The sequence below is a fragment of the Actinoplanes sp. NPDC051405 genome (assembly GCF_055586185.1).
Genome location: NZ_JBVJIR010000005.1, coordinates 225,031 through 244,612 on the forward strand (window position 1 = coordinate 225,031; position 19,582 = coordinate 244,612).

General features: G+C 71.4%; 18 protein-coding genes. 7 read left to right on the forward strand and 11 right to left on the reverse strand.

The features are described from left to right. The 6 genes from ACZ6S4_RS13745 to ACZ6S4_RS13770 all read right to left on the reverse strand — a co-directional run bounded on the left by ACZ6S4_RS13745 (position 1) and on the right by ACZ6S4_RS13770 (position 8,143). Positions 1-1,044 (reverse strand): succinate dehydrogenase/fumarate reductase iron-sulfur subunit, encoded by a 1,044-nt coding sequence (locus ACZ6S4_RS13745; protein WP_465475247.1) that lies wholly within the window; start codon positions 1,042-1,044, stop codon positions 1-3. Then, positions 1,044-2,933, reverse strand: a complete 1,890-nt coding sequence (locus ACZ6S4_RS13750; protein ID WP_465475248.1) for a fumarate reductase/succinate dehydrogenase flavoprotein subunit — start codon at positions 2,931-2,933, stop codon at positions 1,044-1,046. Before ACZ6S4_RS13750 ends, ACZ6S4_RS13745 begins: the two co-directional genes overlap by 1 nt. A gap of 10 nt (positions 2,934-2,943) precedes the next feature. Further along, positions 2,944-3,750 (reverse strand): hypothetical protein, encoded by an 807-nt coding sequence (locus ACZ6S4_RS13755; protein ID WP_465475249.1) that lies wholly within the window; start codon positions 3,748-3,750, stop codon positions 2,944-2,946. 137 nt (positions 3,751-3,887) lie between these two features. Next, positions 3,888-4,361 (reverse strand): hypothetical protein, encoded by a 474-nt coding sequence (locus ACZ6S4_RS13760; protein ID WP_465475250.1) that lies wholly within the window; start codon positions 4,359-4,361, stop codon positions 3,888-3,890. A gap of 969 nt (positions 4,362-5,330) precedes the next feature. Next, a complete protein-coding gene (locus ACZ6S4_RS13765) occupies positions 5,331-6,710 on the reverse strand; it encodes a TldD/PmbA family protein (protein WP_465475251.1) in 1,380 nt (459 codons plus the stop codon). Continuing rightward, a complete protein-coding gene (locus ACZ6S4_RS13770; protein WP_465475402.1) occupies positions 6,707-8,143 on the reverse strand; it encodes a TldD/PmbA family protein in 1,437 nt (478 codons plus the stop codon). Before ACZ6S4_RS13770 ends, ACZ6S4_RS13765 begins: the two co-directional genes overlap by 4 nt. 116 nt (positions 8,144-8,259) lie before the next feature. Here ACZ6S4_RS13770 and ACZ6S4_RS13775 point away from each other — a divergent pair, with 116 nt between their 5' ends. Together ACZ6S4_RS13775 and ACZ6S4_RS13780 are read left to right on the forward strand one after the other, a co-directional pair. Beyond that, positions 8,260-9,696 (forward strand): GGDEF domain-containing protein, encoded by a 1,437-nt coding sequence (locus tag ACZ6S4_RS13775; RefSeq protein WP_465475252.1) that lies wholly within the window; start codon positions 8,260-8,262, stop codon positions 9,694-9,696. 39 nt (positions 9,697-9,735) lie between these two features. Continuing rightward, positions 9,736-10,698 (forward strand): helix-turn-helix transcriptional regulator, encoded by a 963-nt coding sequence (locus ACZ6S4_RS13780; protein ID WP_465475253.1) that lies wholly within the window; start codon positions 9,736-9,738, stop codon positions 10,696-10,698. On the opposite strand, the gene ACZ6S4_RS13785 is transcribed toward ACZ6S4_RS13780, so the two are convergent. From ACZ6S4_RS13785 to ACZ6S4_RS13800, 4 genes are read right to left on the reverse strand one after another with little or no spacing between them, the layout of a single operon-like run. Next, positions 10,689-11,606: an SDR family oxidoreductase gene (locus tag ACZ6S4_RS13785; protein WP_465475254.1), complete on the reverse strand. Its 918-nt coding sequence runs from the start codon at positions 11,604-11,606 to the stop codon at positions 10,689-10,691. The genes ACZ6S4_RS13780 and ACZ6S4_RS13785 overlap by 10 nt on opposite strands. A gap of 43 nt (positions 11,607-11,649) precedes the next feature. Continuing rightward, entirely contained in the window at positions 11,650-12,210 is a 561-nt protein-coding gene (locus ACZ6S4_RS13790; RefSeq protein ID WP_465475255.1) for a Uma2 family endonuclease, read from the reverse strand. A 38-nt stretch (positions 12,211-12,248) separates the two neighbouring features. Continuing rightward, on the reverse strand, positions 12,249-12,767 hold the full coding sequence (locus ACZ6S4_RS13795) for a Uma2 family endonuclease (RefSeq protein ID WP_360545169.1): 519 nt from the start codon (positions 12,765-12,767) through the stop codon (positions 12,249-12,251). Further along, positions 12,764-14,521 carry a prolyl oligopeptidase family serine peptidase gene (locus ACZ6S4_RS13800; RefSeq protein ID WP_465475256.1) on the reverse strand — a complete coding sequence of 586 codons (1,758 nt, stop codon included), beginning with the start codon at positions 14,519-14,521 and terminating at the stop codon, positions 12,764-12,766. Before ACZ6S4_RS13800 ends, ACZ6S4_RS13795 begins: the two co-directional genes overlap by 4 nt. Positions 14,522-14,627: 106 nt before the next feature. On the opposite strand from ACZ6S4_RS13800, the gene mshB reads away from it, so the two are divergent. The 4 genes from mshB to ACZ6S4_RS13820 are packed head-to-tail and all read left to right on the forward strand — an operon-like array spanning position 14,628 to position 18,192. Continuing rightward, positions 14,628-15,476 (forward strand): N-acetyl-1-D-myo-inositol-2-amino-2-deoxy-alpha-D-glucopyranoside deacetylase, encoded by an 849-nt coding sequence (mshB, locus tag ACZ6S4_RS13805; RefSeq protein ID WP_465475403.1) that lies wholly within the window; start codon positions 14,628-14,630, stop codon positions 15,474-15,476. Next, positions 15,473-15,922: a hypothetical protein gene (locus tag ACZ6S4_RS13810; RefSeq protein WP_465475257.1), complete on the forward strand. Its 450-nt coding sequence runs from the start codon at positions 15,473-15,475 to the stop codon at positions 15,920-15,922. The genes mshB and ACZ6S4_RS13810 overlap by 4 nt, the downstream gene beginning before the upstream one ends. A gap of 52 nt (positions 15,923-15,974) precedes the next feature. Then, a complete protein-coding gene (locus tag ACZ6S4_RS13815; protein WP_465475258.1) occupies positions 15,975-17,708 on the forward strand; it encodes a VanW family protein in 1,734 nt (577 codons plus the stop codon). A 19-nt stretch (positions 17,709-17,727) separates the two neighbouring features. After that, on the forward strand, positions 17,728-18,192 hold the full coding sequence (locus tag ACZ6S4_RS13820; protein WP_465475259.1) for a hypothetical protein: 465 nt from the start codon (positions 17,728-17,730) through the stop codon (positions 18,190-18,192). A 10-nt stretch (positions 18,193-18,202) separates the two neighbouring features. Here ACZ6S4_RS13820 and ACZ6S4_RS13825 read toward each other — a convergent pair whose 3' ends face one another. Beyond that, entirely contained in the window at positions 18,203-19,171 is a 969-nt protein-coding gene (locus ACZ6S4_RS13825) for a GNAT family N-acetyltransferase (RefSeq protein WP_465475260.1), read from the reverse strand. Positions 19,172-19,254: 83 nt separating this feature from the next. Here ACZ6S4_RS13825 and fdxA point away from each other — a divergent pair, with 83 nt between their 5' ends. Next, the gene (gene fdxA / locus ACZ6S4_RS13830) at positions 19,255-19,581 is read left to right on the forward strand and encodes a ferredoxin (RefSeq protein WP_125804627.1); all 327 of its coding nucleotides are present in this window, start codon (positions 19,255-19,257) and stop codon (positions 19,579-19,581) included. Position 19,582 lies beyond the last annotated feature (1 nt).

A 19,582-nucleotide genomic window follows, 5' to 3' on the forward strand; every position in this document is an offset into this window, starting at 1 on the left:
TCAGCTCTTGCCCTGCTCCGGATGCCGGTAGGTGATGCCGTCCTCGCGCAGCGGGAACTCCTGGTCGTCGCCGAACGGCGACGGTCCGCCGGCCTGGTGCGACAACAGCTCGGCCACGTCCAGCCGGCCGTCGGCGTTCACCGCCGGTCCCTCCGGCAGGCGCGCGGCGGAGGGGCCGAGCCCGGACGCCACCCCGGTGACACCCTCGGTGTTGCTCGGTGCCATCGAGTCGCCACCAGAACTGCCCGAGCCGCCGGCACCGCGGCCGCCGCCGGCGTGGGCCGGGGTGTTCTCGAGCTGGTCCCGGCGGAAGATCTTGCGGCCCAGCCAGACGAGCGGGTCGTAGCGGTTGTCCACGACCCGTTCCTTCATCGGGATGATCGCGTTGTCCGTGATCTTGATGTGCTCCGGGCAGACCTCGGTGCAGCACTTGGTGATGTTGCAGTAGCCCAGGCCCTGGTGCTCCTGGGAGTAGTTCTTCCGGTCCGTCCGGTCGTCGAGCGGGTGCATGTCCAGCTCGGCGGCGCGGATGAAGTAGCGCGGACCCGAGAACGCCGGCTTGTTCTCCTCGTGGTCGCGGACCACGTGGCAGGTGTTCTGGCACAGGAAGCACTCGATGCACTTGCGGAACTCCTGCGAGCGTTCCACGTCGATCTGCTTCATCCGGTAGTCGCCCGGCTTGACCCCGGGCGGCGGCGCGAACGCCGGCGTCTCGCGGGCCTTCTCGTAGTTGAACGAGACGTCGGTGACCAGGTCCCGAATGATCGGGAACGTGCGCAGCGGCGTGATCGTGACGGTCTCGTCCTCCTCGAAGGTGGACATCCGTGTCATGCAGCCCAGCCGGGGCTTGCCGTTGATCTCCATCGAGCAGGACCCGCACTTGCCGGCCTTGCAGTTCCAGCGGCAGGCCAGGTCCGGCGTCTCGGTGGCCTGGAGCCGGTGGATGACGTCGAGGACGACCTCGCCCTCGTTCACCTCGACGTCGAACTCCTGGAGGTCACCGCCCGACGCGTCGCCCCGCCACACCCGAAAGTGACGCTTCATCACTCCACCTCCGTGAGCTCTTCGTCGGTCATGTACTTGCTCAGCTCGCTGCGCTCGAAGAGCTGGATCAGCTCCGTGCGCATCGCCGGCACCGGCTTGCGTTCCAGGTGCACGTCGCCTCCCTCGTCGAGGGAGCAGACCAGGTTGATGAGCCGCCACTGCGGGCTCATCTTCGGGAAGTCCTCCCGGGTGTGCCCGCCACGCGACTCCTCACGCTCCAGCGCCGCCTTCGCGGTGCACTCGGAGACGATGAGCATGTTGCGCAGGTCCAGCGCGAGGTGCCAGCCCGGGTTGTACTTGCGACCGCCGGCCGCGCTGACGTTGGCCACCCGCAGCTTCAGCTCCTGGAGCCGCTTGAGCGCGTCGGTCAGCTCACCCTCGCGGCGGATGATGCCGACCAGGTCGCCCATCACGGCCTGCAGGTCCTGCTGCAACGTGTACGGGTTCTCGCCGTTCTCCCGGCTCAGCGGGGCCAGCGCGGCGTCCACGGCCTTCTCCACGTCACCGGTGGTGACCTTGGGCCGCTTGGCCAGCGCGTCGGCGTACGCGGCCGCGTGCTCACCGGCGCGCTTGCCGAACACCAGCAGGTCGGAGAGCGAGTTGCCGCCGAGCCGGTTGGAGCCGTGCATGCCGCCGGAGACCTCACCCGCCGCGAACAGGCCCTCGACCCGGCCGAACGCCGCCGCCGAGTCGGGGTCGACCTCGACGCCACCCATCACGTAGTGACAGGTCGGTCCGACCTCCATCGGCTCCTTGGTGATGTCGACGTCCGCCAGCTCCTTGAACTGGTGGTACATCGACGGCAGCCGCCGCTGGACCTCCTCGGCGGGGAGCCGGCTGGCGATGTCGAGCAGGACGCCGCCGGCCTTCGTACCCCGGCCGGCCTTGACCTCGCTGTTGATCGCCCGGGCGACCTCGTCGCGGGGCAGCAGCTCGGGCGGGCGCCGGTTGTTGTCCGGGTCCTTGTACCAGCGGTCCGCCTCCTCCTCGGTCTCCGCGTACTGCTTGCGGAAGACGTCGGGGACGTAGTTGAACATGAACCGCTTGCCGTCGGTGTTCTTGAGCACGCCGCCGTCACCGCGGACCGACTCGGTGACCAGGATGCCCTTGACGCTGGGCGGCCACACCATGCCGGTCGGGTGGAACTGCAGGAACTCCATGTTGATCAGCGTGGCGCCGGACCGCAGGGCCAGCGCGTGCCCGTCCCCGGTGTACTCCCACGAGTTCGAGGTCACCTTGTACGAGCGGCCGACGCCGCCGGTGGCCAGCACGACCGCGGGCGCCTCGAGCAGGATGAACTCGCCGGACTCGCGGTAGTAGCCGAACGCCCCGGCGATCCGGTCGCCCTCGAGCAGCAGCTCGGTGATCGTGGTCTCGGAGAAGACCCGGATCTTGGCATCGTAGTTGCCGGTCTCCGCGAAGTCCTCCTGCTGCAGCGAGACGATCTTCTGCTGCAGGGTGCGGATCAGCTCCAGGCCGGTCCGGTCGCCGACGTGCGCGAGCCGCGGGTACTCGTGGCCGCCGAAGTTGCGCTGGGAGATCTTGCCGTCCTTGGTGCGGTCGAACAGCGCACCGTAGGTCTCCAGCTCCCAGATCCGCTCCGGCGCTTCCTTGGCGTGCAGCTCGGCCATCCGGAAGTTGTTCAGGAACTTGCCGCCGCGCATGGTGTCGCGGAAGTGCACCATCCAGTTGTCGCGGCTGTTCACGTTGCCCATGGCCGCGGCCGCGCCACCCTCGGCCATGACCGTGTGCGCCTTGCCGAACAGCGACTTGCTGATGATCGCGGTGCGCTTGCCGGCGAGCCGGGCCTCGATGGCCGCCCGCAGCCCGGCGCCGCCGGCGCCGATCACGACGACGTCGTAGTGGTGTCGTTCGATTCGGGTTGTCATGGGGGGCCCTCTAGTTGATGAAGCGCAGGTCGGGCCACCAGCCGGCCGCGAGCGCCATGATGTAGAAGTCGGTCAGGGCGAGGGTGCCCAGCGTGATCCACGCGAGCATCATGTGCCGGGCGTTGAGCTTCGACACGAAGGTCCAGAAGCGGTACCGCACCGGGTGCTTGGAGAAGTGCTTCAACCGGCCGCCGGCGATGTGCCGGCAGGAGTGACAGGACAACGTGTACGCCCACAGCATCACCACGTTGCCGACCAGGATCACGTTGCCCAGCCCGAAGCCGAACTCGTCACCGGACCGGAAGGCGATGACCGCGTCCCAGGTGTTGATGACGGAGATGATGGCGGCGGCGTAGAACGCGTACCGGTGCAGGTTCTGGAAGACCAGCGGGAACCGCGTCTCACCGGTGTACTTCTCGTGCGCGTCCGGGACGGCACAGGCCGGCGGCGACAACCAGAAGGCCCGGTAGTAGGCCTTGCGGTAGTAGTAGCAGGTGAGGCGGAAGAGCAGCAGGAACGGCAGAGTGAGCGCCGCTTCCGGCAGGAGCCAGAAGCTGGGCAGCGGGGTGCCGAACAAGGCCGACCCCTCGACGCACCGATCGGTCAGACACGGTGAGTAGAACGGGGTGAGGTAGTGGTGCTCCTCGATGAAGTACCACTTGTGCATGAACACGCGGACGGTGGCGTAGATCACCCACGCCGACAACCCCACGAAGGTGATCAGCGGTGGGAACCACCACCGGTCCGTACGCAACGTCTTCGCCGCGATCGCAGCGCGTGAGCGCCCCGGATCCGACCTCGTTGCCGTCGTCGTCATTGACGTCTCCCTGACGGTGCTGACAGTGGCCTGCATCTGCCGGCGGGCGCGCCTGTTTGGGGTGTGCGTCCGCAATGTGTGGCACACGTTACAACGAAGGTCAGCTTCCTGCCGTGTAAGGGAAGGCTTACCACGGGCTACAGGTCGGGCGCGGCAAGCCGGCGGATCGGCCCGGCGCAGGCGGCGGGCGACCACCGCGCCAGCTGATCGGTCAGCGAGACCCCGTCGCGGGGCGCGGGAGCGACAAAAAACGCGGGGGTACGGGACTTGACCTGCGCATCAAGCGCCTCGGCGAAGGCGGTACGCGCATCGAGCAGCTCCCGCCAGCTGTCCTCGACCCGCTGATCGTCCAACCGCCCGACGTAGATCCGGGTGGCGGCGTTCTCATCCCGGACCGCGACGGCCCGCGTCTGCGGGGTGGTGGTGGCGCCGGGCGGAACGAGCCGGTTGAGCCGGCCTTCGAGCTCTAGGCAGGCGCCGTCGCGGAGCCGCCGATCCTCCCGGGCATCAGCGGCATCGTCCCGGAAGCCGGAAACGGCCCGCAGCACGGCAAGGCCGCCGGCGCAGAGCACGATGACGATGACGGCGGCGGCCACGGCGATCCCGGCCACGAACAGCCGGCGCCGGCGCCGCTTCTTGGTCTCGGCCTCAGCCTTGGCCTCAGCCTCGGTCGGCTGCCCGGCGCTGAGGCGGCTGCCCGACGTCCTCGCCCGGGGCCTGGTCCCGGCGGTGGGCCGGCTGTCCCGTCCAGCCGACGCAACGCCTGGGCCGGCGTCCGCACCGGAATCGGATGGCTCGGCCCCGCTCGTCCCAGTCCCGCTCCCGGTGCCGCTTGCGCTCCCGGTGTCGCTCCTGCTCCCAGCTCCGCTCCCGGTCCCAGCTCCGCTGGCGCTGCCAGCGCGGCCCCCGGTCCCAGCTCCGCTGGCGCTGCCAGCGCGGCCCCCGGTCCCAGCTCCGCTGGCGCTGCCAGCGCCGCTCCCGGTCCCAGCTCCGCCGGCGCTGCCAGTGCCGCTCCCGGTCCCAGCTCCGCTCCCGGTCCCAGCTCCGCTCCCGGTCCCAGCGCTGCTCCCGGTCCCGGCTCCGCCGGCGCTCCCGGCTCGGGGCACGGCCTGGGTCTCCGACGTCGTGTCGGCGTCGAAGGCGGACGCGGACACAGCACCGGCGGGCGGGCCGGTGGTCGGCTCGTCGGCCGTGCGGTAGCCGTCGGACTCCTGGTCACGCGGCCCGTCACTCATCGATCCAGCGCTCACCGGCCCAGTGAAACACGCCGGTCAATGCCCCGCCCAGCAGCGCGACGTGGACCCTCGGCTCAGGGCGGGCCCGGATGGCCCGCCGACGCTCCATCCTCGAACGGCGCGGCCACCACGGCCGGGCAGCCCGGCAGGTCTTCGGCGGCGCCGAGCCGGTGGAGCTTCCGGGCGCGGGTCCATCCGCGAGCGAGACGGCGGGACTTCGCGGTGCGGCGTCCCGCCGCGGGTTCCAGCGGCGTCGGGAACCGCGCCGGAGCCCGTCGGCCGGAGCCCGTCGGCCGGAGCCCGTCGGCCGGAGCCCGTCAGCCGGAGCCCGTCGGCCGGAGCCGGTCAGCCGGAGGCGTTGCCGGTCAGGTTCCAGGACTGCAGGTGCAGGGCCGGTGCCGTGTAACGAACCCCGGACCACCGATCGGGCAGCGCCACCCCCTCGGCCCCCACTCCCAGCACCGCTCCCGGCCCCAGCGCCTGCGGATAGGACTGGGTGAACCGCATGTTCCCCACCGCCGCCGTCACCTCGCCGTCTTGCACCAGCCAGACGCCGTTGCGGGTCAGGCCGGTGATGACCAGGCTCTTCTGGTCCAGCACCCGGGTGTACCAGAAGTCGGTGATCAGCAGACCCCGCCGCATGCCGCTGACCAGGGCGCGAGCCGAAGCCGCCGTCGGGCCTTCGCCGGTCTCCGGGGAGGAGGCGGCACCGCCCGGCCCGGAGGCCAGGCGCAGGTTGGAGGCGATCGGGCCCCAGGAGCGGGATGCCGCACCGGCGTGACCGGTGGAGGTCGAACCGGCCTCGGCCGCTGACGTGCGGTCGTGGCTGACCGCCGTGGTGGTGCCCTCGTCGACCAGGATCAGGGTGTCGCGCGGCGTGCCTTCCTGGTCGAACGGCAGGGTCGCGCCCAGTGGCTCGTCGAGGATGGTCACCGCCTGGTCGAACTGCTGGGCGCCCAGCTCCGCGAAGGACTGGTGCTGCGCGAACGACTTGCCGTTGAAGCCGAAGGTGGCCAGGTTGTCGAGGATGTCGGCCACCGCGGTCGGCTCCAGGACGACCTCGTAGCGGCCCGGGGGCAGCTCGATCGGGCGGCCGCCCGCGCGGGCCTTCGCCGCTGCACGGGTGCCCAGCGCGGTGCCGTCCAGGTCGGTCAGGCGGCTGCTCGCGCGGCGGGCCACGCCGTCCGCTCCGGCGAGGCGAGCGATGCCGTCCATCGCCGCCTCGGCGGCCCGGCCCTCGACAGCTTGGCCGGCGGTGTTGGCGAAACCACCCGAGGCATACGTCGTGCGGCAGAAGCCGGCCGTCTCCAGCCCGTCAGCGGCCCGGACGAAGTCGCGGACGCGGGCGGCGCGCTCGTGCGGGCCCGCGGCGGCGGTGGCCTCGTCGAAGGCGGGAGACTCCCGCAGCGGCGTGGGCGGGGTGAGACCGGTCCAGGCCTGGTCGGGCGGGGACAGACGGGAAGCGGCGATCGTGCGTTCGACCAGCGACTGCAGGCCCTCGGCGTCGGTCACCGTCGTGGAGCCGCCGGCTGTGCGGCCGTCGAGGTGCAGGCGCAGGCGCACGGTTGTGGTGGCGTCGGCGACGTTCTGGTGGATCGCCGAGTTCGCGAAGCGGGTCAGGGCCTCGGCGGAGTGGGCCGCGACCACCTCGGCCTCGGCGCCGGGGCCGGCCAGCCGCCGGGTCAGCTCGACGACCCGGGCCGCGAGATCAAGCTCGGCACTCATCCCCGCACCCCCACGCGCACGCCGGTGAAGCGGGCCGGGGCGGCCGGGTGGCCGGTGTGCCCGATCTGACCGGGCTGGCCCTTGCCGCAGTTCGGCGTGCCCCAGGCGACCGACTCGGAGGACAGCATGTCCATCGACTGCCAGAACTTCGGGCCGATCCCCGTGTACGTCGGGTTGCGCAGCATCCGCCCGCGCTTGCCGTTCTTCACCTCGTACCCGATCTCGCAGCCGAACTGGAAGTTGAGCCGGCGGTCGTCGATCGACCAGGACCGGTTGATGTCCATCAGCACGCCGTCGTCGGTCGCCGCGATGATCTCGTCGAGGGTGTGCGGGCCCGGCTCCAGGCCGACGTTGGTCATCCGCACCATCGGCAGCCGCGCCCAGCCGTCGGAGCGGACGCTGCCGGCGTAGTCCAGCCCGGCCATCGCGGCGGAGTCGCGTCCGGCCAGCACGCCCACCCAGCGGCCGTTGCGGACGGCGTCGCGCTTGACCGCGGGTGAGCCCTCGTCGTCGTAGCCGAAGCTGCCCAGCGCGCCCGGGATCGTCGGGTCGATGGTGATGTTCATCAGGTCGGAGCCGTACCGCAGGGTGCCGAGCTGGTCCAGGTCGAGCCAGGAGGTGCCGGCGAAAGCCGCCTCCCAGCCGAGGATGCGGTCGAGCTCGATGGCGTGCCCCACCGACTCGTGGATCTGCAGGGCGAGCTGCTCGCCGCCGAGGATCAGGGTGGTCTCGCCGGACGGGCAGAGCGGGGCGGTCAGCAGCGCCCGCGCCTCATCGGCCATCCGGGCGGCGTTGTCGGTCAGGGCCAGCTCGTCGACCAGCTCCCAGCCGCGGGTGCCGTACTGCCCGCGGTGCGAGGGCCAGGACCGGCGCTGGATCTCGCCGTCGCCGTACGCGCTCGCGGTGATGCCCGCGCCGCACTCGCGGATGTGCTGGTCGATGCGGTGACCGTCGCTGGAGGCGAACCACTTGCGGGTGTCCCAGATCTGGTAGATGCCCTCAGCCAGGTCGGCGCCCGCGTCACGGGCCGCCGCGGTGGCCGCGACGAGCAGGTCACCCTTGACCGACAGCGGCACCGAGAGCGGGTCGATCTCGCACTGGCTGGCCCAGCTGGCCGTGCCGGCGCCGGTCGGGACCAGGTCGATCGCCGGGCCGGGCACCAGAGCACTGGCGGCGGCGATCTCGGCGGCCCGGCGGCCGGCCGCGCGGGCGGCGGCGTCGGACAGGTCGGGTACGGCGTAGAAGCCCCAGCTCGACCCGACCAGCGCCCGCACGCCGATGCCCGCGCTCTCGTCGGAGCTGAGGTCCTCGACGTCGCCGTCACGGGCGCTCATGGTCTCGGTGCGCCGCAGCATCACCCGTGCGTCCGCGTATCGGGCGCCGGCGTCGAGAGCGGCCTGGACCGCCGTGCCGGCCTCGTCGAAGTGATCCACGCTCATGCCCGAGACCCTAGGCGAACCCTCCGACATTCTCTGCCCGGCCCGGCGCGGACCCCTCACATCGGGGGCGGATCGGCCGACCATAGGGCCATGGGGAACGGGGAACGACGATGAACCGCCTGCCGGTGCTGGTCTCGCCGTACGGTCCCTTCGCCGGCCTCGCCCTGCACGTGCACGACCTGACCATCCGGGGCCACCACACGGAGACTTTGCTGGCCGCCGACGAGGCGGAAGCGGTCACGCTGCTGCTCGGCGACCGCCGCACCTACCGGGTCAGCCGGCTGGGCCGGATGTACGCCCTGAGCGCCCTCGGCCGCCTCGACGAGGCCCTGGCCATCGCCGAGGAGCTGGTCAGCGATCCGGCCGAGCTGAGTGGCCCGCGGGCCACCGACGCCAAGATCATGGCCGACACCGCCGAGGTGCTGATCCACGCCCGGGGCGCGGAGCTCTTCGAGCTGGCGGACCACGCCATGCGCCTGTGCGTGGAGTCGTTCGAGTCGCCGGACGACCTGTACCGGTCCGCCGCCGAGCTGACCCACGCCGAGACATGGCTGGAGTGGGCGCTGCGGCTGGAGCAGGTGGGCCGGACCGAGGAGTCGGCCGCGCTGGTCGACAAGAGCGGGGCCGTGCTGCAGTACTGGGTCGGCCAGGGCATCGACTCGCCGGTCGGGGCGGCCTTGCTCGCGGTCTGTCACGCCAAGAGCGGCCGGATCGCGGAAGCGTTCGCGCTGGTCGACGAGCTGCTGCTGGAGATGCGGGAGGCCGGGCAGCAGCACGAGGCCCGCCTGCTGCACCTCGCGCACGGGCTGGCTCTGCGGGCCACCGGTCAGTGGCGGGCCGCCCGCCGCGAGTTCCGGGCAGCCCTGGAACTGTCCGTCCTGCGATCGCAGCGATTGCTGTTCCAGTACGAGCTGGCCATCACTGCCGTGCAGGAGTTCCCCGGCGACGCGACGCAGGCGGCGCTCGAGTCGTTGCGCAGCCACGTCGAGGCGCTGTGGCAGCTGCGGCTGGACCGGCGCACGATGCTGCGGCAGGCGTACCGCCGGGTGGAGCTGGAGGCGGCGCGCACGACCGCCGACCTGGCCGCCACCTCCGATGCGCTGACCGGGCTGGGCAACCGCCGGATGTTCGACCGCCGGATCGACACGGCCGCGGACGGCGGCTCCCTGCTGCTGATCGACGTGGACCGCTTCAAGGACATCAACGACCGGTTCTCGCACGGCGTCGGTGACCGGGTGCTGGGCGAGATCGCGGCGGTGCTGCGCGCCCACTGCCGGCACGACGAGGTGGCCATCCGCTTCGGCGGGGACGAGTTCGCCATGTTCCTGACCACCGGTGAGGACGAGGCCCGGCAGATCGCCGAACGCATCCGCCGGGTGATCCTGGCCCGGGACTGGAGCACGATCGCGCCCGGCCTGACGGTGACGCTGAGCATGGGCCTGGCCGCCTGCCACAGCGGCGAACGCGGCCGCGACCTCTACGACCGCGCGGACGCCCACCTCTACACGGCCAAACGGGCCGGCCGGAACCAGCTCGCCGCCGCCTGAGCCGCCCCGGCGCCGCGGTGCCGGGTGCAGAATCGGTCCGTGCGTGCTGCCCGGCTGATCAACCTCGTGCTGCTGCTGCAGTCGCGCGGCATGCTGACCGCGGCCGAGTTGGCCGCCGAGCTGGAGGTCTCGGAGCGGACCGTGTACCGCGACGTGCTGGCGTTGTCGGCGGCCGGCGTGCCGGTCTACGCCGAGCAGGGCCGCACCGGCGGATACCGCCTGGTCGGCGGCTACCGCACCCGGCTGACCGGGCTGAGCCCGGCCGAGGCCGAGGCATTGTTCCTGGCCGGGCTTCCCGGTCCGGCGCGGGACATGGGCCTGGCCGAGCCGGTCCGGACGGTACGGCGCAAAGTGCTCGCCGCCCTGCCGCCGGTGCTGCGGGACGCCTCGCAGAGCGCCGGCCAGCGGTTCCACCTGGACGCACCGGGCTGGTTCGGCGACACCGATCCGCCGCCGCTGCTGGCCGACCTGGCCCGGGCGGTCTGGCACGACCAGGTCCTGACCCTGCGGTACCGCAGCCGTGACGAGGTGACCCGTACCGTCGCGCCGTACGGTCTGGTCCTTAAGAACGGCGTCTGGTACCTCGTCGGAAAGGTCGGCGCCGACCTGCGGGTCTACCGCGCCGACCGGGTCGTCGCGGCGGAGCCGGCCGGGGACACCTTCGAGCGGGATCCGGACTTCGACCTGCCGTCGTTCTGGGCGGACCGGGCCGCGGACTTCGTCCGGCAGATGCTGCGCGAGACCATCACGGTCCGGCTCAGCCCGCACGGCCGGCGGCTGCTGCGGTACGTGGTCGAGCCCATCGCCCGCCAGGAGGCCGAGCAGGCAGCCGGCGAGCCGGACCCGGACGGCTGGGTCAGGACCCGGTTGCCGGTCGAGTCGCCGGACGTGGCTTACACGTACGTTTTGAGCCTCGGCCCGGAGGTGGAAGTGATCGACCCGCCGGAGCTGCGCTCCCGGGTAGCCGCGGCCGCGGAGCGGACGCGCTCGCTCTACCGGTAGCCGGTCACGTCGGCGGGCTTGCCGGGATCCTGCACCTCGACCAGGTAACGCCACGCGTCCGGCCGGCTGCCGTCGAGGTCGGTGAAGCCGTACACCTGGGCCAGCTCGCCGCTGGACACCGAACGGCCGTTCCACCGGGCCCGGTCCTCGTCGGCGGCCAGCGCCACAACCGCGCGCCCGACAAAGGCCGGGGTTTCCGAGATGGCGAAGTGCGGCTCACGCTGGGTGGCCTCGTGCCAGTTCTCCTCGGTGACGCCGTAGATGTCGAGCATCATCTCCGACCGCAGCCAGCCCGGGGTCAGCGCCACCGCGGTCGCGCCGTGCTCGGCCAGCTCCTGCGACCAGGCGAAAGCGAGCCGGTTCACCGACCACTTGGCCAGGTCGTAGAAGACCGACAACCGGTAGTTCACCGTGTTGTAGGCGGTGGTGCCGTCACCCATCTCCACGACCAGGCCGCCCGGCGTACGGATCAGCAGTGGTAGCGCGAAGTGGCTGGTGATGATGTGCGTGTCGACCGCCAGCCGGAGCAGCCGCAGCCCCGGGTCCAGCGGCTGCTCCCAGACCGGCTTGTGCCAGGTGGCCAGCGGATCGCCGCCCCACACGTCGTTGACCAGCACATCCAGCCGGCCCTGCTCGGTGTCGATGCGTTGTACGAGGGCCTCGACCTGCTCCGGGACCAGATGGTCGACGGGCACCGCGATACCGGTGCCGCCGGCGGCCGTGACAAGCTCGGCGGTCTCCTCGATGGTCTCGGGCCGGTTCATCTCGGACCGCTGGGTGCGCGTACTGCGGCCGGTGGCGTAGACCGTGGCGCCGGCGGCGCCGAGCTGAACGGCGATCTGCCGCCCGGCACCCCGGGTGGCGCCGGCCACGAGAGCGACCTTTCCGGTCAGTGATTGCTTCGTCATACCGCCGAGGCTGTCGGCAAAACCTGACAACCCTTGTCCGGCTTTAAGAACGGCGGCGTGGCAGCAGATCTTCAGGCGCGATGGTCGCCACGACCGGGTCGGTCAGGTGCAGGACATCGCCGGGCTTGGTCACGGAATGTTCCCGATAGTTGCCGCCGGCCAGCTCGTAGAGGTGAAGAGCCTGCGTCTCCTGCTCGACGAGCAGGTACCAGGGAATTCCCGCAGCCGCGTAGTAGTGCATCTTCAGCACCTTGTCGGCCGAGGCGTTGGACGGCGAAACGATCTCGCAGACCAGCAGAACGTCCTCAGCGTCGACGATCAACACATCCAAGTCGACCTCGGCCGTGACGACAACGTCGGGAATTGGGATTCGACCTGGTTGCAGCCGCACATTGACCGCTTCCATCACGGTCAAGTTCGCGTCCAGGGCTCCTTGATCCAGCAGATTGGCCAGCCTGCGGGAGATCACCTGGTGCCGGGGAGTCGGGGCGGGGGTCACGAACAAGCTCCCGTCGAAGAGTTCAATGCGCTTGGATGTCTCACCGAGCGCGAAGAACTCCTCCTCTGTCACCGGCGTTCCCTGGCCCATGATGGCGGACGTCATGGCCTGAGTTTCCCACATCGGGCCCATGATCAGACCGGTCAGAGATCGAGGCCGGTGACGCGGACAAGCTGCATCACCGACTGTTCCACGTAGCCCTGGGCCGACAGCATGTTGCTGTGCAGCAGCCCGCGTTCCGGCTCGGCCACCAGGTAGCACGGGATCCGGGCCTGGGCGTACGCGTGCATCTTGAGCGTCCAGTCCACCGTCGCGCTCGCCGGGGAGGTGATCTCGCAGACCAGGCGGACCGACTGGGCCTCCACCAGCGGCTGGTCCAGGTCGATCGTGCCCGCGATGATCAGGTCCGGGACCGCGATCCGGCCCGGGCCCAGGCGCACCGGTACGCCGGAGATCACGTTCAGGTCCGTGCGGTTCGCCCGCAACGCGTTGGCCAGGGCGTTCAGGATCAGCTGGTGTCGCGGCGTGTCTCTGGGACACGTCAGCACGCCGCCGTCCCACAGCTCCGTGCGCGCCGACGTCTCGCCGAGCTGGAGGTAGTCGGACTCGGTCGTCGCCAGGGCTTCCATGGGCAGGCTGCGGCCGATCAGGGCTGACGTCATGCACACTCCCGGGTCACGAATGCGAGTTCTGCGGACAGGTCCCCGTCGGGGGAGATCAGGAGCGTCGCCGGCGGGGTGACGCTGTGGTGGTCGTAGACATCGGAGTTGTCGGTGCGGCTGCCCAGGTAGCGCTCGGCGTACGCGGGCGGCAGTGCGGTCCAGTCGGTGACCGGGTCGCGGGCGACGCCGCAGCGGAACAGGTCGGGCCGGCGGGTCAGGGCCAGCGCCGCGAGCCAGCCGCCGAGGCCGGTGCCGCGGACCGCTACCCGGGTCAGGTCGAGGTCGGGGTGTTTGCCGGTGAGGGCGTGCAGCGCGTCGATCTGGTCGGTGAGGGCCACGTCGGCGAGCCGCCGGTAGACCACCTTCTCGAAGCTGGGCGCCACTCCGGGCGTACCCCGGGAGTCGACGCTGACCACGACGAAGCCGGCGTCGGCCCACCACTGCCGGTCCTGCCAGGCGGCCGCGTCGGCCACGACGTGCTGGTGGCCCGGTCCCGCGCCCAGGTCGAGCAGGACCGGCAGGCGGGTTCCGGTGACGTGGCCGGTGGGATACAGCACCGCGGCCGGCAGCCGGCGGTCGGTCACCCGCTGCAGGAGCGGCTCCGGGTGGTACGGCAGCGGTTCGGCCAGCGACGGCAGTGTCGCCACGTCCGCGGCGCCGCGGACGACCGTCAGGTCCAGGACCAGCACGTCGCCGCCGACCGCGGCGGTGTGCCAGCCGGGGGTGGTGCTGAGCCGGCGGGCGCTCGCGCTGCCGCCGCCCAGCGCGGTGCGGACCGCGAAGACGTGCTGCTCGGAGGGCTCGCCGTCGGTGCCCTCGATGATCAGCTCGGGGCCGCCGGCGGGGCGCGGCAGCACCCCGGCGACCCGCCGGACGTAGAGGCCGGGCGGGGTGATCAGGCTGCCGTCGGCGAACAGGCAGCGGGCGTCGAAGCCGTCGTGCGCCAGCTCACCGCCGACCAGGACCCGGCCGTCGGGCAGCTGCCGGGGAGTTCCGGGTACGGGCTCCACCCACCGCGCGTCCGCCAGCTCGGCGTGCACCTGGGTCTCCCCGGTGCGCGGATCGACGGACAGCACCAGGCCGTGCTGCTGGGTTCGGCGCAGCACGGTGATCAGCGCGTTGCCGGGGCCGTGCCAGTGCACGTCGACCAGGTACGGGTACGTCTCGCGGTCCCAGTGCACGTCGACCCAGCCGCCGTACAGGTCGAGCAGGTGCAGGCTGTTCGACGGGCCGGCGCCGCGTACGGCCAGGATCCGGGTCCCGTCCGGGGCCCACCACCAGCCACGGTCGCGCCCGAACTCCTTGGCCACCGGCCCGGCCACGCCCCAGGTCACGCCGCTGCCGGGCTCCCCGGCCAGCAGTTCGTCGTTGCCGTCCGTGACCACGCGCAGGCTGCCGTCCGTCGTCACGTACCCGATGTGCTGCCCGGTCGGGTCCGGCCGCGGGTCGTGCACCGCGGCGGCGGTGGCGATCGGGCCCGCGGTGCTGGAGGACAGCTGCCCGTCGTGGGCCCAGGCCAGCATGTCGAGCGATGCCGACCCGGCGTACGAGTCGACCGGCCCCGGCGTCACCTCGGTGAGGGCGGCGGTGGCCACGTTGAGCACCCACAACGCCGGCGCGGGGTCGTACGGGCCGGCGGAGCGCAGGAAGGCCACCCGCGCGCCGTCGTCACCGACCGTCAAGGCGTGCGGGGCGCCGAAGCGGAACCGGCCGGTGCGGTCCGCGAGTTCGGGATACTCCACGCTGACCAGCATCGCTGATCACCCGCCCCTCGCGCCCGGCAAACCGCACACGCGAGGCCGCCGGGCGCTCGCGCGTAGAGTGGCGCGCGTGACGAACGCGCTGCCCGCACGCCGCCTGATGCTCGTGCATGCCCATCCCGACGACGAGGTCACCGGCACCGGCGCCACCATGGCCCGGTATGCCGCCGAGGGCGCCCAGGTGACCCTGGTGACCTGCACGCTGGGTGAGGAGGGCGAGATCCACGTGCCCGCGCTGGCGCAGCTGGAGGCGCGCCAGGCCGACCAGCTCGGTGGCTGGCGCATCGTCGAGCTGGAACGGGCCTGTGCCGCCCTCGGCGTCACCGACCACCGCTTCCTCGGCGGCGCGGGCCGCTACCGCGACTCCGGGATGATGGGGCTGGAGACCAACAACCATCCCCGGGCGTTCTGGCAGGCCGACCTGGAGGAGGCGGCCCGGCAGTGCCTGGAGGTCATGCGGGAGGTACGCCCGCAGGTGCTGATCACCTACGACGAGAACGGCTTCTACGGCCACCCGGACCACATCCAGGCCCACCGGGTCGCGATGCGGGCCGCCGAGCTGGCCGAGGCCGAAGGTTTCGCCCCGGAGAAGATCTACTGGACCGCCATGCCCCGCAGCGTGCTCGAGGGCGGCATGGAGGCGTTCAAGGGGATGGACGACAACCCGTTCGCCGACGTGGAGAACGTCGAGGACTTCCCGTTCGGCCATCCGGACGACGAGATCGCCGCCCGGATCGACGGCACCGACTTCTACGAGCAGAAGGTGGCCGCGATGCGCGCGCACGCCACCCAGATCCCGGACAACTCCTGGCTGTACGGCATCGCCGGCGACTTCGGCGGCGAGTTCATGGGCGTGGAGTACTTCACCCTGGTCAAGGGCGAGCGTGGCGAGGTGAGTGGCCCGCACAAGTGGGAGGACGACCTTTTCAGCAACGTGGTGGGGCGATGACGCTCGAAGCGCCCTCGGTCTCCCCGACAGCCGACCCGCCGCCGCCCGCTCCGCCCGGTAGGGCGCTGGAGCTGACCTTCCGGATCGCCGGAGTGCTCCTCGCTGTGCTGGCCACCGTGCTGACCGCGGCGCTGGAGATCTTCCTGTCGCCGTTGCGGCTCGGTGGGGTGCCGATCGGTGTCGCCGTCCCGGCGGCCGTGCTGGCCAATCTGGCGCTCTGCTGGTTCGCCGTGACCACGGTGGGCCGGCGCTGGGCGCTGGCGGTGCCGTGGGCGGTCTGGACACTGATCATGTTCTTCGCGGCGGGCATGCGGACCACCGAGGGCGACTATCTGATCAGTGGCGAGGACTGGGTCGCGCTGGTGATGATCCTGGTCGGCAGCCTGACCTTCGCGGTCTACACGTACCGTTTGATCTTGAAGAGGCCGCCTGTCACAAAGCAGTGACGACCACTCGTGTTGGTTGTCGGTGCCGGCCCGCGGCCTGCACACTTGCGCCGTGTTCGCCTCTGAGACCCCCACCGGTCAGGCCTCCGCGACGGTGTCCCCGCCGGCCGCGCCACCGGCGGACGGCCCGGTCAACCGCAAGCGGATCGTCGCGGTCGGCACCGTGGCCGCCGTGCTCATCGCCGCGGCCGGCGCGGCCGCCTGGGTGTACGGCGGTGACGTCCCCCGGGGCACCGAGATCCTCGGTGTCGAGCTCGGCGGCAAGTCCCGCACCGAGGCCGAACGGGCGCTGACTGACGCGGTGGCCCCGCGCATCGGTGCCCCCGTCGCGATCGACCTGGCCGGGGAGCGGTTCTCGCTGGCGGCCGCCGACCTCGCGCTGCGGCTGAACGTCGACCTGAGCGTCGGCAAGGCGATCAAGGGCAGTCCCCGGCTGACCGGCACCCGCAGCGTGCCGCCGGTGATCGAGCTGGACGAGGCGAAGCTGGAGAAGGCGCTGCGCGAGCGCCTCGACCCGAAGAAGATCACCGGAAAGAAACCCGGCATCACGTACGCGGGACTGGTCCCGAAGCCCACCTACCCGGCTGCCGGGCAGGGCCTGGACGTGGCGGCCGCCGCGGCCGCGGTCCGGCAGTCCTGGCTGGTCGGCGGCATCGCCACGATCACGCTCGTGCCCCGGCCGCCGGCGACCACCCGGGAGCAGGTCGACGCGCTGGTCGCGGACCTGGCCGTCCCGGCCGTCGCCGCGCCGGTCACCGTGACGGTGGGGGACAAGTCGCTGACGCTGAGCCCGAAGGCGATCGCCAAGGGCCTGGTCTTCCGGGCCGACGACGACGGCCGGCTGACCCCGGCGATCGACGGCCCCAAGCTGCACGCCGCGGCGGCGAAGGCGTTCGCGGCGGTCGAGCGGGAGCCGGAGCAGGCGACGATCACCGTCGCCGGCGGCAAGCCGAAGATCGTCGCTGGTACGCCCGGCGACCTGGTCGACCTGGCCAAGCTCGGGCCGGCCGTGCTCGCTGTGCTGCCCGACCCGGCGCCCCGCACTGTCGAGGCTGAGCTGTCCCGGCAGGAGGGCGCCACCACCGAGAGCGACCTGGCCCAGCTCGGCGTCAAGGAGAAGGTCTCGACCTTCACCACCTACTTCACCGGTGGCCGCAAGTCCCCGCGCAGCCAGAACATCATGACGATCGCCCGGGCCGTCGACGGCGCCGTGGTCCAGCCGGGCGAGACCTTCTCACTGAACAAGCACACCGGCGAGCGGACGTACGCGGCCGGCTACAAGGACGCACCGGTCATCGTGGGCGGCAAGCTGGAGCCCGGGGTCGGCGGCGGGGCCTCGCAGTTCACCACCACGTTGTTCAACGCCGCCTACTACGCGGGGCTCGAGGACGTCGAGCACAAGCCGCACTCGTTCTACTTCTCCCGCTATCCCGCGGTGATCGAGTCGACGATCTTCTATCCGACCCTCGATCTGAAGTTCAAGAACACCACGCCGTACGGGATCCTGATCGACACCTCGTACACCAGCAAGTCGGTGACGGTGTCGATGTGGAGCACCAAGGTCTACGACAGCGTCAAGACCGTACGCAGCCCGCGCCGCAACATCACCTCGCCGCCCACCGTCTACCGCGAGCCGGGCCCGAAGTGCATCGCTTCCAGCGGACTCCCAGGTTTCACCCAGGACGCATGGCGCGTCATCCGCAAGGATGGCCGAGAGGTCGAGCGCGAGAAGTTCACCTGGCGCTACGATCCCGAGCCTAGATTCATCTGCGGCGCGAAGCCGTAGCACGTCCGGGGAGGACGCAATGAGGCAGCGTTGGGTGCAGATCGCTTCGTTGGCCGCGGCTCTGTTCGCGATCAACGTGATCGCGCGAGTGGTGATCCGCATCGGGTTCAACGAGGACGACACGGCTCAGAACAGGGTCTCCATCGTCATGTTCGCCGTGATCGGGCTGGTGCTGGCGACCGTCACCTTCTTCCGGTCGCAGCGGGTGCCACCGAGCAGCTGGCTGCCCGAGCTGGCGGCCGCGGCGATCGGCGGCATGCTGCTGACCATCCTGGTCGGCCCGTTCGTCAGCGGCGACAGCCCGTTCTCCGGGGGCGCCGGGAACTTCTTCTCGCAGGTCTGGCTCTACAGCGGCTTCGCCATCGTGGGCACCCTGCTCGGCTACTGGCTCGCCACGATGCTGGGCCGCGACTACCGCTCGAAGTCGCTGGCGGCCTTCGCCAAGGCCAAGCTGACCAAGCCGCGCCGGGTGGTCCGCCGCTAGGAGGCACCCCCTATAGCGGAGCCTCGCGGGTCAGGTAGGTGTGGTGGGTGCTGAAGCCCAGCCCCTGATAGAGCGCCACCGCCGCCGTGTTGCGCTCCTCCACCTGGAGGTAGGCGCGCACGGCGCCGCGCTGGGTCGCCCACTGCGCCACCGCGCGCATCACGTGCCGGCCCAGGCCGCGCCGGCGGGCCGCGGGTGCCGTCTGCACCAGCGAGACGCCGAGCCAGCGGCCCGGGCCGGGACCGGTCACCGCGCCGCGCGCGACCCCGAGCAGGGTGCCGTCCTCGTCCTGCACGGAGGCGAAGACGACTTCCTCCACGGCGGTGAGAATGTGCCGGGCCGCAGCGGGTAGGCGGCCCTTGTGCGCCGAGACCATCGCCAGCCAGGCGTCCGTGGGGGAGTCGGCCAGCTCGACCGGAGGCAGGTCCCGCCGGGCCTCGACATCGCTGATCAGCGACTGCACCGCGCTCGTCTGCACCAGCACCAGCGGGCGGGAGGTCCAGCCGCGGGCGTCCAGGGCGGCGTTGACCGGGGCGGCCAGCGGCATCGGTGTGTTGATCATGGGCTGCTGGCCCTTGGCCGCGTACCACTGCTCCACCGCGTCGATGGCGGCCTCCAGCGTGCGGTCCGGGTCGCCGATCGGCAGGGCCGCGTTGGCCCGGCCGGTCCAGTTGTCCGCCGCGCGCAGGATCCAGCTGCCCAGCCGGGCCTGGGTCGGCGCCGGCCAGGCGTCGTTGGCCGCCAGCTCGAGGGCGATCACGTCGGCGGCGGGCGGCCGGCGGGCGGCGGGCACCCGCTTGGCGCGGTGCACCTCCCGCAGCGGTACGCGCAGAGTGCCCTGGGCGGTGGCCAGAGTGAGTTCCGTCTCGGTCAATTCGACCAGCTCGCCGAGCGCGTCCGTGAAAAGTGGGCGATCCTGGGAAACGCCTACAATTCGGCGGACCACCACCCGGTGTCCCACATCCTGCCGTCGGAGCACGTGCCACCTCCTCCCGGCGAGATACTAGGCTCTGCCCGTAACGCCGCGGTGTCCCGCGGCGTGGCTCTGGAAGGGAAAGATCCGTGACCTACATCATCGCTGAGCCCTGCGTCGATGTGCTCGACAAGGCATGCATCGAAGAGTGCCCGGTCGACTGCATCTACGAGGGCAATCGGATGCTCTACATCCACCCCGATGAGTGTGTCGACTGCGGAGCCTGCGAGCCGGTCTGCCCGGTGGAGGCCATCTTCTACGAGGATGACGTGCCGGAGCAGTGGAAGGACTACACGAACGCGAACTACGAGTTCTTCGAGGATCTCGGCTCGCCGGGTGGCGCCTCCAAGGTTGGCAAGATCGACAAGGACACCCCGTTCGTGACGGCGCAGCCGCCGCGCGGGGACGCGCACTGAC

Coding starts and splice junctions, on each gene's coding strand:
- ACZ6S4_RS13790 (WP_465475255.1), bottom strand. CDS start 12,210: ATGACGTCCGCCATCATGGGCCAGGGAACGCCGGTGACAGAGGAGGAG.
- ACZ6S4_RS13745 (WP_465475247.1), bottom strand. CDS start 1,044: ATGAAGCGTCACTTTCGGGTGTGGCGGGGCGACGCGTCGGGCGGTGAC.
- ACZ6S4_RS13795 (WP_360545169.1), bottom strand. CDS start 12,767: ATGACGTCAGCCCTGATCGGCCGCAGCCTGCCCATGGAAGCCCTGGCG.
- ACZ6S4_RS13820 (WP_465475259.1), top strand. CDS start 17,728: ATGAGGCAGCGTTGGGTGCAGATCGCTTCGTTGGCCGCGGCTCTGTTC.
- ACZ6S4_RS13810 (WP_465475257.1), top strand. CDS start 15,473: ATGACGCTCGAAGCGCCCTCGGTCTCCCCGACAGCCGACCCGCCGCCG.
- ACZ6S4_RS13775 (WP_465475252.1), top strand. CDS start 8,260: ATGAACCGCCTGCCGGTGCTGGTCTCGCCGTACGGTCCCTTCGCCGGC.
- ACZ6S4_RS13755 (WP_465475249.1), bottom strand. CDS start 3,750: ATGACGACGACGGCAACGAGGTCGGATCCGGGGCGCTCACGCGCTGCG.
- ACZ6S4_RS13800 (WP_465475256.1), bottom strand. CDS start 14,521: ATGCTGGTCAGCGTGGAGTATCCCGAACTCGCGGACCGCACCGGCCGG.
- ACZ6S4_RS13750 (WP_465475248.1), bottom strand. CDS start 2,933: ATGACAACCCGAATCGAACGACACCACTACGACGTCGTCGTGATCGGC.
- mshB (WP_465475403.1), top strand. CDS start 14,628: ATGCTCGTGCATGCCCATCCCGACGACGAGGTCACCGGCACCGGCGCC.
- ACZ6S4_RS13765 (WP_465475251.1), bottom strand. CDS start 6,710: ATGAGTGCCGAGCTTGATCTCGCGGCCCGGGTCGTCGAGCTGACCCGG.
- ACZ6S4_RS13785 (WP_465475254.1), bottom strand. CDS start 11,606: ATGACGAAGCAATCACTGACCGGAAAGGTCGCTCTCGTGGCCGGCGCC.